The organism is Paraburkholderia sp. BL10I2N1, assembly GCF_004361815.1.
In the GTDB taxonomy this organism is placed as follows: Bacteria; Pseudomonadota; Gammaproteobacteria; order Burkholderiales; family Burkholderiaceae; genus Paraburkholderia.
The window spans coordinates 2255802-2272090 of record NZ_SNWA01000001.1; the positions used below are offsets into that span (position 1 = coordinate 2255802).

At 58.1% G+C, this 16289-nt stretch carries 15 protein-coding genes; 9 read left to right on the plus strand and 6 right to left on the minus strand.

What is annotated here, in order from left to right; all coding sequences use genetic code 11:
* Window positions 1–339: 339 nt before the first annotated feature.
* The 5 genes from B0G77_RS10540 (at window position 340) to B0G77_RS10560 (ending at window position 7078) form a co-directional block, all read left to right on the plus strand.
* The gene (locus tag B0G77_RS10540; RefSeq protein WP_116117929.1) at window positions 340–1296 is read left to right on the plus strand and encodes an MBL fold metallo-hydrolase; all 957 of its coding nucleotides are present in this window, start codon (window positions 340–342) and stop codon (window positions 1294–1296) included.
* A gap of 150 nt (window positions 1297–1446) precedes the next feature.
* On the plus strand, window positions 1447–2781 hold the full coding sequence (gene hmgA / locus B0G77_RS10545; protein ID WP_133664095.1) for a homogentisate 1,2-dioxygenase: 1335 nt from the start codon (window positions 1447–1449) through the stop codon (window positions 2779–2781).
* Window positions 2781–4163 (plus strand): fumarylacetoacetase, encoded by a 1383-nt coding sequence (gene fahA / locus B0G77_RS10550; protein WP_133662080.1) that lies wholly within the window; start codon window positions 2781–2783, stop codon window positions 4161–4163. Before hmgA ends, fahA begins: the two co-directional genes overlap by 1 nt.
* Window positions 4160–4807 (plus strand): maleylacetoacetate isomerase, encoded by a 648-nt coding sequence (gene maiA, locus B0G77_RS10555; protein WP_133662081.1) that lies wholly within the window; start codon window positions 4160–4162, stop codon window positions 4805–4807. Before fahA ends, maiA begins: the two co-directional genes overlap by 4 nt.
* A gap of 273 nt (window positions 4808–5080) precedes the next feature.
* Entirely contained in the window at window positions 5081–7078 is a 1998-nt protein-coding gene (locus tag B0G77_RS10560; protein WP_133662082.1) for a malonate decarboxylase subunit alpha, read from the plus strand.
* Between the two features lie 936 nt (window positions 7079–8014).
* Here B0G77_RS10560 and B0G77_RS10565 read toward each other — a convergent pair.
* Window positions 8015–8752 (minus strand): Sir2 family NAD-dependent protein deacetylase, encoded by a 738-nt coding sequence (locus B0G77_RS10565; RefSeq protein WP_243751116.1) that lies wholly within the window; start codon window positions 8750–8752, stop codon window positions 8015–8017.
* A 436-nt stretch (window positions 8753–9188) separates the two neighbouring features.
* On the opposite strand from B0G77_RS10565, the gene B0G77_RS10570 reads away from it, so the two are divergent.
* Window positions 9189–9827, plus strand: a complete 639-nt coding sequence (locus B0G77_RS10570; protein WP_133662084.1) for a sel1 repeat family protein — start codon at window positions 9189–9191, stop codon at window positions 9825–9827.
* A 65-nt stretch (window positions 9828–9892) separates the two neighbouring features.
* On the opposite strand, the gene B0G77_RS10575 is transcribed toward B0G77_RS10570, so the two are convergent.
* From B0G77_RS10575 to B0G77_RS44165, 3 genes are all read right to left on the minus strand, one after another.
* On the minus strand, window positions 9893–10612 hold the full coding sequence (locus B0G77_RS10575; protein WP_133662085.1) for an H-NS family nucleoid-associated regulatory protein: 720 nt from the start codon (window positions 10610–10612) through the stop codon (window positions 9893–9895).
* Between the two features lie 705 nt (window positions 10613–11317).
* Window positions 11318–11914, minus strand: a complete 597-nt coding sequence (locus tag B0G77_RS10585) for a hypothetical protein (protein ID WP_166656138.1) — start codon at window positions 11912–11914, stop codon at window positions 11318–11320.
* A complete protein-coding gene (locus B0G77_RS44165) occupies window positions 11817–12236 on the minus strand; it encodes an enolase C-terminal domain-like protein (protein ID WP_133662087.1) in 420 nt (139 codons plus the stop codon). Before B0G77_RS44165 ends, B0G77_RS10585 begins: the two co-directional genes overlap by 98 nt.
* Before the next feature lie 342 nt (window positions 12237–12578).
* Here B0G77_RS44165 and B0G77_RS10595 point away from each other — a divergent pair, with 342 nt between their 5' ends.
* Window positions 12579–13061, plus strand: coding sequence for an HU family DNA-binding protein (locus B0G77_RS10595; RefSeq protein ID WP_133662088.1), 483 nt, complete (start codon window positions 12579–12581; stop codon window positions 13059–13061).
* 257 nt (window positions 13062–13318) lie between these two features.
* Here B0G77_RS10595 and B0G77_RS10600 read toward each other — a convergent pair whose 3' ends face one another.
* Window positions 13319–13792: a hypothetical protein gene (locus B0G77_RS10600; RefSeq protein WP_133662089.1), complete on the minus strand. Its 474-nt coding sequence runs from the start codon at window positions 13790–13792 to the stop codon at window positions 13319–13321.
* A gap of 494 nt (window positions 13793–14286) precedes the next feature.
* Between B0G77_RS10600 and B0G77_RS10605 the strand changes: the two genes are divergently transcribed.
* On the plus strand, window positions 14287–14715 hold the full coding sequence (locus tag B0G77_RS10605; protein WP_018420731.1) for a hypothetical protein: 429 nt from the start codon (window positions 14287–14289) through the stop codon (window positions 14713–14715).
* A 708-nt stretch (window positions 14716–15423) separates the two neighbouring features.
* A complete protein-coding gene (locus B0G77_RS10610; RefSeq protein WP_133662090.1) occupies window positions 15424–15645 on the plus strand; it encodes a hypothetical protein in 222 nt (73 codons plus the stop codon).
* A gap of 50 nt (window positions 15646–15695) precedes the next feature.
* Here the strand turns inward: B0G77_RS10610 and B0G77_RS10615 are convergent, their stop codons facing one another.
* Window positions 15696–16247, minus strand: coding sequence for a hypothetical protein (locus B0G77_RS10615; RefSeq protein WP_133662091.1), 552 nt, complete (start codon window positions 16245–16247; stop codon window positions 15696–15698).
* Window positions 16248–16289 lie beyond the last annotated feature (42 nt).

The window sequence follows — 16289 nt, forward strand, 5'->3', positions numbered from 1 at the left end:
CGCGTCCTCCCAGTGCCGAAGGCATCCACGGACGCAAGTGTGCCGTCTCCGACAATCACACGGAATGAAATCCACGCTTGCGTCTTGGCGTCGCGCCAGTTCATCCCCGCTTTCCGCCGCTCGTCCGCAGCCAGCGCGCCAATATGCCAGCTTGCTTCGGATGTTTGTAATTGCAGAGGGCAAGCAGGACTGGCAGTCCAGGTTTTGGGGACACCTCAGGGCGTACGGGAAATTATCTATATGCGACTTAGTTCTCTTATGTATAATTACCTCGATGCCGGGGTTGCTGGTCAAAACCCACCCTGTCCCCTTCAATCACTCTTGTAGAGGTCCCCTGCCATGGCGACAGAAAAGAAGTTTGCTTCCCACGCGGACGTTGAAGAAAAGAAAGTCACGTTCGAACAGCTTTCTGAACATGCGTACGCATACACCGCTGAAGGCGACCCCAATACCGGCATCATCATCGGGGACGACGCAGTACTCGTAGCGGACACCCAGGCGACGCCGGTGATGGCTCAGGACGTGATTCGCCGCATTCGCGAAGTCACGGACAAACCTATCAAGTACGTCCTGTTGACTCACTATCACGCGGTCCGCGTACTTGGAGCATCGGCGTATAACGCTGAGCAAATCATCGCCAGTCAGGACACCTACGACCTGATTGTCGAGCGCGGCGAGCAGGACATGAAGAGCGAAATTGAGCGCTTCCCGCGCCTCTTCAATGCGGTTGAATCGGTGCCCGGCCTGACGTGGCCCACGCTTACCTTCCAGAAAAAGATGACGCTGTGGATGGGCAAGCTCGAAGTGCAAATTCTGCAGCTTGGTCGTGGGCACACCAAGGGCGATACGGTTGTCTGGCTTCCCCAGGAAAAGACTCTGCTCTCCGGCGACCTGGTCGAGTACGGAGCAACTCCGTATGCAGGTGATGCGTATTTCCAGGACTGGCCTGCCACGCTCGATGCAATCGCCGCACTGAAGCCCGAAAAGCTGGTTCCCGGCCGAGGCGCTGCTCTCAAGACGCCGCAGGAAGTGGCCGACGGTCTGGCGGGAACCCGCGCTTTCGTCAGCGAGCTCTACAGCAAGGTCAAGTCCGGTTCCAGCGAAGGCAAAGACTTGAACGCCATTTACAAAGAGACCTACGCCACGCTGAAGCCGAAGTTTGGCGACTGGGTCATCTTCGACCATTGCATGCCGTTCGACGTCACGCGAGCACACGACGAAGCAACGCAGTACCCGGACCCTCGCATCTGGACGGCGCAGCGCGACAAGGAGATGTGGGAAACCCTCGAGGGCTGACCTGCATCGCGCGCCGGCCTGTGTGCATCAGGAACGCACAGGTCGCTTCAACGACAAGCTCAATCTGGAGTTTACAAAGTGCAACAACCGACGCGAGACATATCAAGTCGCCGTGGGCCTGCTCAGGCGGGCGCGCCCTGCAATCCGTTACTGGAGCGCGCATCGTCCGCGTCTGCGTTCTCCGCCCATCCAGTTGGCTACCAATCTGGATTTGCGAGCGAGTTCGCCACCGAGGCGCTCCCCGGTGCTCTCCCGGCTGGTCAAAATTCACCTCAGCGGGCACCCTACGGCCTGTACGCCGAACAACTGTCGGGCACGGCATTCACTGCTCCTCGCTCCCACAACCGCCGTTCGTGGCTGTATCGTGTGCGACCTGCTGCGGTCCATATGCCGTTCACGCCGCTACAGAGCGACAAACTCGTCAGCGACTTCTCGCGTGTGCCTCCAACGCCTCCAAATCAGTTGCGCTGGGACCCGCTTCCGATGCCGGAGACGCCGACAGATTTTATTGACGGTCTTGTAACCATGGCAGGCAATGGTTCGGCGGAGGCGATGTCGGGTTGTGCTATCCATATGTACGCAACGAACCGGTCTATGGCAGACCGATTCTTCTACAGCGCTGACGGAGAACTGCTGATTGTTCCCCAGGCCGGCCGCCTGAGCATTGCGACCGAACTGGGTCTTCTCGACGTGGAGCCACAAGAAATCGCTGTCATTCCGCGAGGCGTACGCTTTCGCGTCGAGTTGCCCGATGGCGAAGCACGCGGCTATATCTGCGAGAACTTCGGCGCCCTGTTACGCCTGCCCGACCTCGGTCCTATTGGTTCGAACGGTCTTGCCAATCCACGCGACTTCCTGACGCCACTTGCAGCGTATGAAGTCCGTGAGGGCAATTTTGAACTCGTAGCAAAGCTTAACGGGCACCTGTGGCGCGCAGATATTGGCCACTCGCCGCTCGACGTCGTAGCTTGGCACGGTAACTATGCGCCGTACAAATACGACCTCCGGCTCTTCAACACGATTGGCTCAATCAGCTTCGACCATCCGGACCCGTCAATTTTTCTGGTGCTGCACTCGCCGAGTGACACGCCCGGCGTTGACACCATCGACTTCGTCATCTTCCCGCCTCGGTGGCTTGCCGCCGAAAACACGTTCCGGCCACCCTGGTTCCATCGGAACTTCGCCAGCGAGTTCATGGGGCTAATTCACGGCGAGTATGACGCCAAAGCTGAAGGCTTTGTGCCTGGCGGCGCCAGCCTGCACAACTGCATGTCAGGTCATGGCCCCGACGCCGGCACGTTTGAGAAGGCATCAGTGTCCGACACGACAAAACCGATGAAGGTTGATTCAACCATGGCTTTCATGTTCGAGACGCGCAATCTCATCAAGCCAACTCAGTTTGCTCTGGAAACCTCGCAGTTGCAGGCACAGTATTTTGAGTGCTGGCAAGGCCTCAGAAACAACTTCAATCCGGACGTCAAGTGATGCCAGCCAATACAGACGATACCCTGATGCTTAGTCGGACGACTAACCCAAGCCTTCGAAGCTGGGTCGAGTCAGCGAATTCTGCAGATACCGACTTTCCCATCCAGAATCTTCCTTTCGGGGTGTTCTCCGACGACAAGTCCGACACGGGACGGGTTGGTGTCGCAATCGGAGACCTGATTGTCGACCTTTCAGAGCTCGAGTCCGCAGGACTGATTGCTGTGCCGTATGTTGTCACGGACGACACAGGTCAACCTAAAAGCGTCTTCCGCCAGGCACGGCTCAATGATTTCGTAGCCTTGGGAAAAGCCGCCTGGACCAGTATCCGGATTCAGCTGTCGACGCTATTGGCCAAAGACGGCTCGACGCTTCGGGACAACCCAGAATTGCGAGAGCAAGCATTCGTGCGCCAACGCGACGCGGTCATGCAACTCCCCTTCGATATACCAGGCTACACAGATTTCTATTCATCCAGAGAACATGCGACGAACGTCGGAGCGATGTTCCGCGACCCGAAGAACGCGTTGATGCCCAATTGGCTCGAGATTCCTATCGGATACAACGGTCGGGCGTCTTCCGTAGTAGTCAGCGGCACACCGATTCGCCGCCCTAATGGGCAGCGCAAGGACCCCGACGCTGAGCGCCCCACCTATGGGCCTTGCCGCAAGCTCGACATTGAGCTGGAAACAGGGTTTTTTGTCGGCGTGGGTAACGCACTTGGCTCACCTATTTGCGCAGCCGACGCGGACGGGCACATCTTTGGAATGGTCCTCCTCAACGACTGGAGCGCGCGCGACATCCAGCAGTGGGAATACCAGCCACTTGGCCCGTTCAACTCGAAAGGATTCGCGACGACCATTTCTCCGTGGGTGGTGACCATGGAGGCACTGGAGCCGTTTCGCGTCGAACAACCGCCGCAAACGCCGAAGCCCTTGTCATATCTGTGCGGTGCGACGCGAGCGGGCGTCGACCTGCATCTTGAGGTACAGCTGAAGCCAAAAGCTGCTGCATCGCCGACAACTATTGCCAAGACCAACTTCAAGTACATGTACTGGTCGATGGCGCAGCAGTTGGTGCACCACACCTCCGCTGGCTGCAACACGCGGGTCGGAGACCTTCTGGGCTCGGGGACCATCAGCGGACCGAAATCTGAATCGAGCGATGACAAGGTTGGGACGTTCGGCAGCTTGCTCGAGCTCACATGGAATGGGCAATCACCCCTCAAGCTCGACGATGGCGAGACACGGGGCTTTATCGACGATGGCGACGAACTTACTCTGACTGGCTGGTGCCAAGGCGATGGCTATCGCGTTGGGTTCGGTTCATGCGTCGGCGCCATATTGCCCGCGCTTGAGGTCCCCGTCCCGGAGGACGGTGAATGAAGCTGTATAGCTACTTTCGCAGCTCTGCGTCTTATCGGGTTCGTATCGCACTCGCCTTGAAAGAGCTGCCGTTTCAGTATGAGGCTGTTCATCTTCTCAAAGATGGCGGCCAACAGCTCTCACAGGCATACCGTCGGGTAAATCCAGACGGTATCGTCCCAGCGCTTGAGGACAGACCGGAGGTCTTGACGCAGTCTCTGGCGATAATCGAATACCTCGACGAGATGTATCCCGACCCGCCGCTCCTTCCCGGAGACCCCATCGACCGGGCCTACGTCCGCTCCGTTGCGCTTCAGGTCGCCTGCGAAATACATCCGGTCGATAATTTGCGGGTACTTCAGTATCTGAAGAAAAACTTCGGCATATCTGATGAGCAGAAGTCGCAGTGGTACCGGCATTGGATTGATGTCGGCTTCGGTTCATTGGAGGTGCGGCTTAAAGCGGAAAGACGCGTTGGAAATTTCGCGTTCGGTGACGCACCAACTCTTGCTGACATCTGCCTCGTACCACAAGTCTGGAACGCCCGCCGATTTGACATACCGCTGGACAGCTATCCGACAATCAAACGCATTGCCGACAATGCGATTGATTTGAAAGCCTTCAGGCAAGCCGAACCCTCCGGCCAACCGGACGCGGAGGGTTGAACTGACCGTTCATCCCACGCTTAATGGTGCGGGCTCAGCCGTCTCTGTTTTGTCCATGGCAGCTTACCCACCGCGGTCGTGGCTGTAAGGCGCGGGAATCAATGATGACACGGCGGGCACTCGTTACGAATGAGCCTACGGTTCTCCACTTGCCGTCCGTAGCTGATAGATAATTCATCATTAACTAAGAATGAAGACTGTGGTCGAGTTACGGATGGTCGCAACAACTATATAGCGCCGGAGCCTGGCTCCATGGTGCAGTTTGGAGACATCATGAGCGCAGGCTTTCAACACCCATTCCCCGCAGCCGCCAATAGTGCCGCGCGAGGCAAAATCGTTAGCGCACAACAAGCCGTCAGGCTGATTCGACCAGGAAACACCGTGGCAACCGGTGGCTTCGTTGGCATCGGGTTCGCGGAAGAAGTCGCCATCGCGCTGGAGCAGCTGTTCCTTGACTCAGGCCGCAGCGGAAACGACACGGCTCGAGACTTGACACTGGTCTACGCAGGTGGTCAGGGCGACGGAGCCAGTAAGGGCCTAAATCACCTCGCCCATGAAGGACTCGTTCGGCGGGTTGTCGGTGGCCACTGGGGACTTGTTCCTGGCCTCCAACGCCTGGCCGTTGAAGGTCTCATCGAAGCCTACAACCTTCCGCAGGGCGTCATTTCCCAGCTGTTCCGCGACATTGCCGCTCATCGGCCAGGTCACTTATCCACAGTTGGACTCGGCACGTTCGTCGACCCACGCAACGGTGGCGGCAAGCTTAACGCCCGAACGACGGAGGACTTGGTCAGCCTCATATCCGTCAACGGCGCTGATTGCCTTCTGTATAAAACTTTCCCGGTCGACGTCGCCATCGTGCGTGGCACCACCGCCGACGCGAACGGGAATGTGACAATGGAGAAGGAGGCACTCACGCTCGAATCACTGGCCATCGCGATGGCCGCGCGTAACTCTGGCGGAATTGTGATAGTCCAGGTCGAGCGTATCGCCGAGTCAGGCACTCTGAATCCACGACAGGTCAAAATACCTGGGATTCTGGTCGACTGCATCGTGGTTGCAAAACAGGAAAACCATTGGCAAACGTTCACTGAGCCCTACAGCCCAGGCTTCGCGAGTGAGCTTCGCATCGCGACAAGTTCGATTCCGTCGATGACGATGAGTGAGCGAAAAATCATCGCTCGACGTGCTTCGTTCGAGCTGATGGCCAATAGCGTCGTTAATCTCGGCATCGGAATGCCAGAGGGAATTGCGAGCGTCGCTAATGAAGAGAAGGTATGCGACCTGTTCACAATGACGACCGAGCCCGGCGTCATTGGCGGGATACCGGCCGGCGGGCTGAATTTCGGAGCAGCAACCAATACCGATGCCATCATCGACCAGCCGTACCAGTTCGACTTCTACGATGGCGGCGGCCTAGACATCGCATTTCTTGGACTCGCACAGGTTGACCGCGAGGGTAATCTCAACGTCAGCAGGTTTGGGCCAAAGCTCGCTGGCGCGGGCGGGTTTATAAATATCTCGCAGGCAGCAAAGAAAGTCGTCTTTGTCGGTACGTTCAATGCAGGCCAGCTCAATGTGAGTATCAAAGATGGGTGTCTGCAGATTCTCAAGGAAGGTGTCTGCCAGAAGTTTGTTGACGCAGTAGAGCATCGAACTTTCGGTGGCCGTTACGCCATTGAACGCCAGCAACCGGTCCTGTATATCACAGAACGTTGCGTCTTTTCTCTTACCCGTGATGGCCTCGAACTCGTCGAGATTGCACCAGGGGTCGACCTCCGCCGTGACATCGTCTCTCAGATGGGTTTCGCTCCCATCATGAAAGCTACTCCCCGCATCATGGACGCTCGCATCTTTGAAGACCAGCCGATGGGGCTGCGTGCATTGTTGCTGCGGCTCAAACTCAGCGAACGGTTTAGTTACGACTCAGACAAGAACATGTTTTTCATCAATTTTGAAGGACACAAGGTATCGACGGGGGACGACGTTGAAGCAATCCGCGCCGAGGTTGAACGTTCGCTCTCCGGACTGAATGTCAGACCCCATGCGATAGTCAACTACGACAATTTCTCAATAGCGCCCGAGGTCATCGATGCATACTCCAAAATGGTGGCCGGCCTTGTCGGACGATTTTACTCAGATGTGACTCGGTATACGACAAGCAGCTTTCTGCGGATGAAATTGGGCGACGCGCTACAACAGCGCAGCGTCGCCACATATATCTACGAAAGTCCAGAAGAGGTGACGTCCCATGAAACGCGTGAGAAATGACGGGCTTCAATCCATTTGCTGCAGCCCATGCGCGCGATTTCGCCGATAGACGCCGGTTGCGAGGGAATTGAAGCGGCCAGCGGTAGCCATGCCTCCTCAATCAGCGCTTCGTCCGTTCCGTTCAGAAAAAGAAGCCGCCGTCGTGTTACCAGCTAGTTGGCAATGACTGTTCGAAATGGAGTCGTCGGAAGACCGGCTAAGCCGCCTCAACGAGAATAGACGAGTTGCGCCGGCGTGAGCCGCTTGCGAAGTAATGAAAACCCTATGAACGTACGACGACAGGTCGTCTCAGCACGGAGCAGTCGCCCCAGTCACTGGCTAGGCGGGTCACCTTCGCGAGACTGCGCAGAGGGCAGCCAGGGAGTGCGCTGGACGGCGGTGACTTTCGAACAGCTTGACGCTTCCTTAAGGCGGCGCCGGCTTGATAGCAGAAACGCCGCTCGTGCGCACAGCCCTTCGACCTGGTTGCCATAAGCGCTACCCTCTGGGATATTCAGGGCCGTACAACAACACCGAGAAGTTTCATCGGAATCGCTGTCTTGAGTCAATTTTTGGGGCTCCTCGCTCACGCAAAGGGATTTACACAGATTAAAGATTATAAGATTACCGGAGTGCTCGACCGAGAAAACGTCTTGCCTGCACCACGGTTTTCAGAAGTGGATACCCATTTTCCGTGTGTGAAGGCCAAGCAAAACTTGGGTGGAGGACAAGTCGTATCGATGAACTTCGACAGAACGATTGCGTCACGAGAACGATACGGAACGCAGCAACTGCAGCTATGTACCTGTTCGCATCAGGCCGTCGTCCGGACATGTCGCAGAGTTTCAGCGTCCTCATGTACGAGTTGATTGGTCGAACGGCGTTTTCTGATACATCAATCATCGGCGAAGTCTTGAAGGAGCGGTCATCGCGAAGGTGAACTTGCACCCGCCTTACCTAGAGCCGGGCGTCAAGCAGTCGAAGCATCGCCGCGGCACCACCCTCAATTCCGACACCGTGCGACGGATTGGTACTTGCCTCACGAGGATGAATCCGGATGAGCCGATTCCGTGCGCTTTTTTCGCTGAACCGTCGTACTGTCGGCAGGGCTTTTCCGGCACCAAGTTCAACGACAACCAGCTTCGATACCGACGAAGTCCAAGCTGCCAGGCGCTCCCGTTGCTTTTCATACGGCACATCGACCCACGCCCAGTCTCCGAACATGAGGATATTCGGACGCGCGAGAGAACCGCAGCGCGGGCAACGGGGCATTGGGCTTTCCAGGAGGGACGTCTTCTCATTTACGAGCGGGCGAAATTCCTCTGCCGACCATGTATCGTTCGCGCAGGCCTCCAGGCATTGGAGTGCGTGAATCGACCCATGGCATTCGTAGACCCGGCTTTCCAAGAACCCGGCCTTCTGGAACTGGCCGTCCACGTTGCTAGTGAACACGAAGGCGCCATGGACCATGCGGTCCGCCCACCGGCGCAAAATCGCGAAACCCTCGTGCGGTACGGTCTCGCGGTAAAGCTTTAGGCGGTGTCCGTAGAAGCCCCAGGCCAGCTCAGGATGCTCCGCAAACCTTGCAGGGTTTGCCATGTCCTCGAACGACGACCCTTGGTGCTGAAGTGCGGGATAGGCACGCCAAAAGCCTTCGCTGCCGCGAAAGTCAGGTAGGCCCGAATCGACACCCATACCCGCGCCCGCGGTAATTAGAAGCCCGTCGGCCTCTCGCAGCCAGGCGGCAGCTTTCTCCAGCTTCTCGTCTTGCGAATCGGTCACCTCTCACTCCAAATAGATTACGACGACTCTCGACGAAAATTACCTGGGCGTTCTACTCAGTAGCGTGAAACGGTTTCGCCAGTGGTGGGGACCCACCATGTGCGAGTATTGCGCATCGAGTTGATGCCGGTGAGTTCCGAAAAAAGTCCCTGCCGAAAACGCTGGGCGCTTCGGCGTAGTGGAAGCCAGCAGAGCCGCGACGGAAAAATCAATGAGAACCTTGCTCGGGCAGAGCGGCAGTCACCGACTTGAGCTATAGCGAATACAGCCCCGCCCGGCTTGGGGCATCGGACAGCAGTAGCGGTGAGGTATCATTGTGCGCATCACTCACCACAGGACGCGAAATCTGATGTCTGTAGATTCCAGCTGGTTGGGCCAAATTGAACGTGAGTGGGCACAACTTCGCCAGAGCGACCCGGCACTCGACATAGAAAAGTTCTTCCGGCACGTTGTGTCAGCGAACAAGGTTGGATTTCTTTCACTTGAATCAATCGCGGCCATTGCGAATGGCTTGCTCACAAGCCCGTTGCCGGGCGCACCCTATCTCGGCCGGCGCCTTCTTGAACGGGTTGGCCCTGACCGGCACCCGTCGCTCCGGGTCGCCCTTGCACTGTCTCTTGTCACGGAGACAGGTGGGCCTGCCGATTTCGAGGGCGGACACGTCATTCTGGGCGATGTCCTCAAGGACGATTTGGCGAGCGAGCCGCTGCGTGGCATGGCGGCAGCGGCTCTTGCGGACAGCGCGAGGCTTGGTCGTGGCATGGACACCGACCCCGAGATGGCCAAGGACATGTATGCCACGGCCTTGGAGCTTGGACACCGGTCGGCCGCGTATAACTTGGGCTTGTATTGGGAGGGACGCTGGGGTACGAGTGCTCCCGGCGACGTCGTCCCCGACAGCACAAAGGCGGCACAGGCCTACAAGCGTGGTGGTTCGAACGCAAAATGCGCCGCCCGCCTGGACGCATTGCGGACCCGTTCGAGGTAAACCACGCCAATCGCGCATGCCGACGCAAAAAAAAGCGAGCTCTGTGTGCTCGCTTACACGGTCGATTAAGCAGCCGCAGCTTCCGGCGCAGCCGCGACATTCGTCGTCGTGCCCACCTTTTTGGCGCCAACCAGTTTCTTCGCCGGTGCCTTCTTCGCTACCGCCGCCTTTGTCACGGGTTTCTTCGCGACGACTTTCGGCTTGCTCGCAGCGCCAGAATCTGCAGCTCCGCTAACGCTAGCAATCAGAAACCTTGCCCGGTCTTTCGCACCGGCTAGCCACGCCGGAGCCGGACCGCGCCCGCTCCAAGTCGCACCGGACTTCGCGTCGCGATACTTAGCCGGCTGCGGACCTTTCGGCTGACCCGTGCCAGCAGCGGCGCTGACTGACGACGAGACCTTCTTGCCCGCAGTCTTGGCCTTCTTCGCACTTGCCACGCCTGCAGCGACAACTGCATCGGCACTACCCTCAATCAGGAATTTGCTGCGGTCTTTCGCGTTCGCAATCCAACCCGGAGCGCGTCCGTGTCCGGACCATGTAGCCCCTGTCTTCGGGTCCTGATATTTCGCTGCGGACGGCTTGGCGATGACCGCAGATTTAGCTGCGGCTTTCGGTCCGCGTTTCTTGTCGCCAACATGCGCGTCAAGGTCAGCTGTCGTCAGGCCGTGCGTTGACATCAACTCGCGAATCTTTTCGATAGCAGCGCTCGACTTCTTCGCGATGAGTGCGTCTGCTTGGTTCTGCAGTTTTTGGATTTTTGCTTGCAAGGATTCCAGGGGCGTCATTCGCACCTCCGTAGTTGAGATGCCGGCACTATGCCATGCGCAAGATGCATTGCGCTACTTCTTGCTGGGTGGCCGAATAGATAACCGAACATTCTTTAGTGGTTCCTCGGCGCGCCATCACTCTTTTTTCGGCGTCTGACGAGCGCGCCGCATCCAATCGCAACAAGCAAGACTGTCATCAGACCCGCGCTCATGCCGGTCGTGCTGCGGGATGCGCTCCGACTGGAAGCAGCAGAAGCGACCGTAGGCGAAGAGGCCTGCGTCGCAACCGGCTGCGGAAGCGCTACGCCGGCGGCACTGCGTTGGCGAACGAGCGAGGCTTCCGACGTTGGGGAGGCCTTCCGCTTGTTCCTCAAGGAGCTCGCTTCCTTATTCTTTATAGGAAAAGGGGCTCCTTTAATAACCAGAAGACTCTTTTTTAGAAGCTGTAGGTAGGGCGGTTTAAATGTCGGCTGGCGGTAGCCGTCTTCAGCGTGCTGAAGTGCCTTGGTTTGCGACAGTCGCAGCGCTCAGTTCAGTGCTGCGACTTCGTCGCCTATCAGAGGGCTGCAGGCGGTCTGAATGTCGTACGTCGTACAGACCTTGAGTTCCTCTCTGAGCGGCTGTTCGCACAACTCGGCGACTGCGTCGTCCAGCGCCGTGTACTCGCCTTATAGATAGGGAACCGTGCTCGCGGCGGGTCGGACGGCCGACTCGTTGGGTTCGTTACTTCTTTCGGCTTTCCATGGCATCCGCGGTGCAACTGATGAACCAAGCGAGGGCTGGCGCCATTTCAGCCAGTGAGACTGAGGCCACCTGGAAAGTCGCGTCATCCATAACCGGCGCCGGGCGCGCTCTGTCCTCGCGCGAGTAAGCTTCGAACAGAACACCTGTTCGCGCAACTGAGACGAGCGCAAAAGCTGCTTTCTTTACCCGATGCGTGTCAGGGTTCGCGCCCGGCGAAGGTTCGTCAATCGATTGGAGCGAATGGATAAGTTCCCGCAGCGAATTGTGCAAGCGCCACGCGTTGTACAAAGGATGGTGAATCACGAACAGAAAACGGTGTCGACTGGCGCCCGAAAGCGTACTCGCCGCGCTCCCCGTCTCCAGGTACTTCTGCTCCTGCGGCGGGACAATCTCGACATGCTCATCGATGAACTGGGCGCTGCGGACGCTTTGGGCGACGGTGTCGCGCTGGAACTCCGCGCATTTCGCCGGACCGATGCTAGTGTCGTCCTCTTCCGGGGCCACCGGCGCTGCAAAGGTGTCGCACGACACGAACACCAGCAGCAGCACCCCCGCGATTAACTGCCACATGCTCATCCTCCCTCGATAGGACCCAGTCTATCGGTACGGTCGAGCGGCGTTCGGTTAGCCCGTTCGCCTGCGCCATCGCAGCGACTCGCATCCAGCCGGTTACGCCACCAACCTTCATCACGTCGGGCATCAGGTTGTCCGGCGCACCAGCGTCTATTGCGGTGGCGAAGCGGCCGGAGCAATCGAAGGCGCCGCTGGCAGTACGGTGTGGGACGGGCATGGAAAGCCGGACAGCCCGAACGTTTATACCGTGATTTCGTCCGTCGGCGTCATTTCCGTCTCCATCGTGTCTGCCGCGTTGGCGGGCGGGCAAACAGAGCCACGCCATTTCAAGGATAAAAAGCCGTGTCGAAACGTCAAGCTAAAGCGCGTCGCAGGTGACGTCCGACTGCCAGATAGCAGGTCGGTTCGATGGTTCGGCCATCATTGAAATCCCACTCGAAGCCACGGTCCGCGGGGTTTCACTGGCCGAATGTCCCTACAGCAGGCTACAGGAACCGCTTTTTTAATTTTTGCGCCAAAAACCCCTTGATTTAAGGCCTCAGACGTTGCGCCTTCACGCCGGTCTTGTTACGCTGGCGCCCAACCCGAGGATTTGTACCTTTGCGCTAGTCGGTGACGGTGCAAAGGCAAAGGTCTTGGGCAACCTTTGATTAGACACGAGGAATTTATGGCAACGACAGCTACCAAGAAAGCCGCTGCTCCGGCTACGAAGAAAGCGGCAGCACCCGCCAGCAAGAAAGCTGCTGCACCAGTTGCGAAGAAAGCGGCAGCGCCCGCCAGCAAGACAGCTCCCGCACCCGTTGCGAAGAAGTCTGCTGCGGCTGCTGCTCCCCTGAAACCTATCAAGGACTCGTTCACGAAGGCATCGCTGACCATTCACCTGGCCGAGCGCTCAGGCCTCGAACCGAAGGCGGCCAAGGCGTTGATGGCGGCGCTCGAAGAAACGGTGCTCGCATCGATTCACAAGAAGGGCGCGAAAGAGTTCACGCTCCCCGGCCTGCTGAAGGTTGTCGCGCAAGACGTACCCGCCAAGAAAAAGCGCTTCGGCAAGGACCCGTTCACGGGTGAAGACAAATGGTTCGCGGCGAAGCCCGCTTCGGTGCGGCTTAAGGTGCGCCCGCTGAAGAAGCTGAAGGACGCCGCACTGTAAGCGAAAGTCTTCTGACGTGATAGCGCCCCTCGCGACCAAAATCCGAGGGGCGTTTTTATTTGCGACGCACGACGTCGGCGTAGCAATTGGATAGCGCGTCGTTTTGTGAGTGAACCGGTTCTGGTTGAGCGCCCGCCATTTCCTTCTGAAGGACCAGCTCGCGCGTGAGTATGACGCACGACACTTCTCGTCCGGGCCGAAAGCCTCACTACGGTGCGACGGCATTCGACGGCGGCAAGCCTGGCGATGAAAAGCCTTCAGGCCAGCTCTTTAACCTGTCGCGTCGCCCGCTCCGAACCAAGGAGACCCTCGAGCATCCGAGCCTCAGCTTTCGCGATGTCGTTGAGGGAGACAGCGCTGAGTTGTTCAGTGAATACAGCAAGAGCGGTAGATAAAGGCAAGTAATCTGCATCACAGACACGCCACCCGCCACCCGCGTGCTCCTCGGCGTTGATATGCATAAGTGCGGCTTGTGCCGATTCAATTTCGCCCGCCGCGCATGCCCGATGACCGAGCCGTCCGAGTTCTTCCGCAATCAGAAGGGTTCGACCAAGCGCTGAAAACAGGTCGCGTGAGCCGTGGCCCCGTCGGAAAGCATCCAGTGCGGTGTAGCACTGCAGAAGCATCGCCTGCGTCACGGGCTCGAGCGAAGCGTGGCTGTAAGTCAGCGCGCGCAGTAAAGGTGACATAGCCGGACGGCTTTGTTTCCGAGAGCGAATTTTGCGGTTCACGCTCAGTTGTCTGGTAGCGCGGTAAACGGGCAATATGTTGAGTTGTATGGACAAAAACCAAGATGGCTACACGCCCGCTTTTTGCCGAGCCTCTCAAGGCTACGGCCAGGTCGGCCCGTTAGCACGCTGTGACCCATGACACCGGCTCAAACCCGATGTGTCTTGCAGCTCAAGGCGAGACACGCGCTGGCCGGACTGTTGTCGCCAATGCCAGCTTGACCCGCATGCCGTAATGCGGATGACCAGTTAGATTGGGCCGCGAGGCATCGATGCTGGAGCCTTGGTTTGATGCAGGTAGGCCAATCCGATGTCGGCATGCGGGTCAAAATCATTTTGGCGTCGACAGCAAATCTGCTTGTTCCCTCCCCCTGAGGTTACCGCGTCGTTTTGCCGAAGTACACCGCTCGGCCGCTTAGCCTCCGGCCAGCTGGCGTCGTGTATTATCGTGAACACCGACGTTGCCCCGAAACAGGTTGTCAGCACAGGAGGAGCCAATGGACGTATCTTTTCTCATCGACCCACTGCGCAAGACTGTGACAAGTGTCCCGGATGGCTACGCGCGAGCCGCTGAACTGATAGGCACTGATACGGCGAGCGGCTCGCCACTATGGTCGGAAGCGACTGACCCGGATGCCTCTGTCGAGGTGATTACTGCGGACGACAGCCTGACAAACGAGCCCCTTTCGCGTGGCTTTTTCATGGTCACCTTGACCAGGGACGGTGTACCTTATGAACGCGTATTTGCGGGCAAGGCAATTCTGAACGCCTATGGCAACCCGCCGTCGGACATCAAGGACCAAGTGAAGACGCTGAAAGCTGCACGAGAGCGTGTCAGGTTTCTCGGCTCGGAAGATGCGCTCCTTTGGTTCGAGCAGCACGCAGGTGGTGCCCCCTTCAACCTCGACGGGTCCACGGAAAACTGATTCTCGACGCCGAGCATTTTTGAGTCTGTCGGAGACAGCCCTCGCTATAACCTGCAGGTCACCAGGACCCTCAGTGAGGAACTCTATGTCGGCTATTCCTGCTCCGCGCCTACGATAGGCGCTTGCTGCTTTAACTTCGTTTTCATGTTGCGCTTTCGCGTGTTCGGGCCTTCGCCAGAGTTTTCCGTGAAGAAATTATCGGCGGAATTAAGCTGGACTTAAGCCCTGAGAGGGAGATTGCTGGCGCGTCGGGCTCAGGCACCTTTCTTGAGGGACGGCTCTGGGCTACATAGCCGTCGCTACTCTGAGCACAACAATCTTTATGATGGCGCCGGCCTCCAGCGGCGCCGAAGTCAGCAATCAGCTACGATGAAATCAATGAAAAAATTCGCGCTCTCAATGGCTACGGCAGTTCTCGCGCTTTCGGCCTCGACGAGTTTCGCACAGGCATCCGACGCGTCGACCCAGAACACACCGACAACCTGCCGAAGGCACTGGTCAAGGCGCTGAGCGCGGGCATGAAGTTGGAGAAGACCTTTCCGGCTGCAGGCGGCCTGACCGGCTACATCATCCCGCCCTGCAGCCCTACGAAGCGGCCGGCCTGCAAGTGCGCTGGCTGCCGGTCGCGTTCCAGCAAGCGAATGCTGCGCCACGGCGAAAGCACCTACGTGGAAGAGAACGAATCCAATCGGTATTGACCCCATCCCCGTGTCGGTTGCCGCAGAGGCAAAGATTGATGCCAATGGCAAGCTGATGGCCGATATGGGCTTTTCGGGCACGCCGACTGTTCTCTACAAGGACGCGTCCGGCGCGTATGTCGCCATCCAGGGCATGCCGACGTTGAGCCAACTGCCGAAAATCCTGAACATGCCGAACAGGCAGTCACGGACCCCGAGTTGCAACGCTTCCGTTAACGAGAAGGACATTTAAACGCACTAACTGCGGTCAGCGCTCATCTACCTTCACGCCGCTCTCACAACTTACGCATCTGGCTTCCATGGCCAGGATGGGTAGACTCGCCCACTGCTATCAATGCTCTCCCGGTGCTCCTCGGTTTGTCCGCCGTTGCGCTCGACATCATCAGCGCCCGGAACGTCGTCCGCCTGCAAGCTATCGGGGTTGCCATCGGTCGAATCCGGGCGCACGCCCTCGCCGGCTTTCAACGACGGCAGGCCCACGCCGAACCACCGAACTTCACTGCGCAACGCAGCGACGTACGCACCCCATCCCGCTGCGTCGTCCGCGAACAAGGTCCGTCGAACAGTGGAAGCAAGATTCTTGCGATTCAGCTCGGGCTCGAGCAGTTCGCGTGGCCACGCAAAGAAGGCCTCGGTCCCGTGCCGAACGAACTGTTCTGCTGTCATGCGCGGCGATACCTGTCCGAGGAGCGGGAACCCTGCAAGCGAGTCATTCGTTGCGGCCAGTTCGCGTACGGTCTTGTGGCCGTCACCACATTTCAGGAGGAGGTGCACGACCTCCAGTACGTCACCAAGGTGAAGCAACAAGGCACGGCGCTCGAATGCATCATTCATCTGCTCATTTCTCTCTACCTAAGTCGAAGCACAATTCTAGCT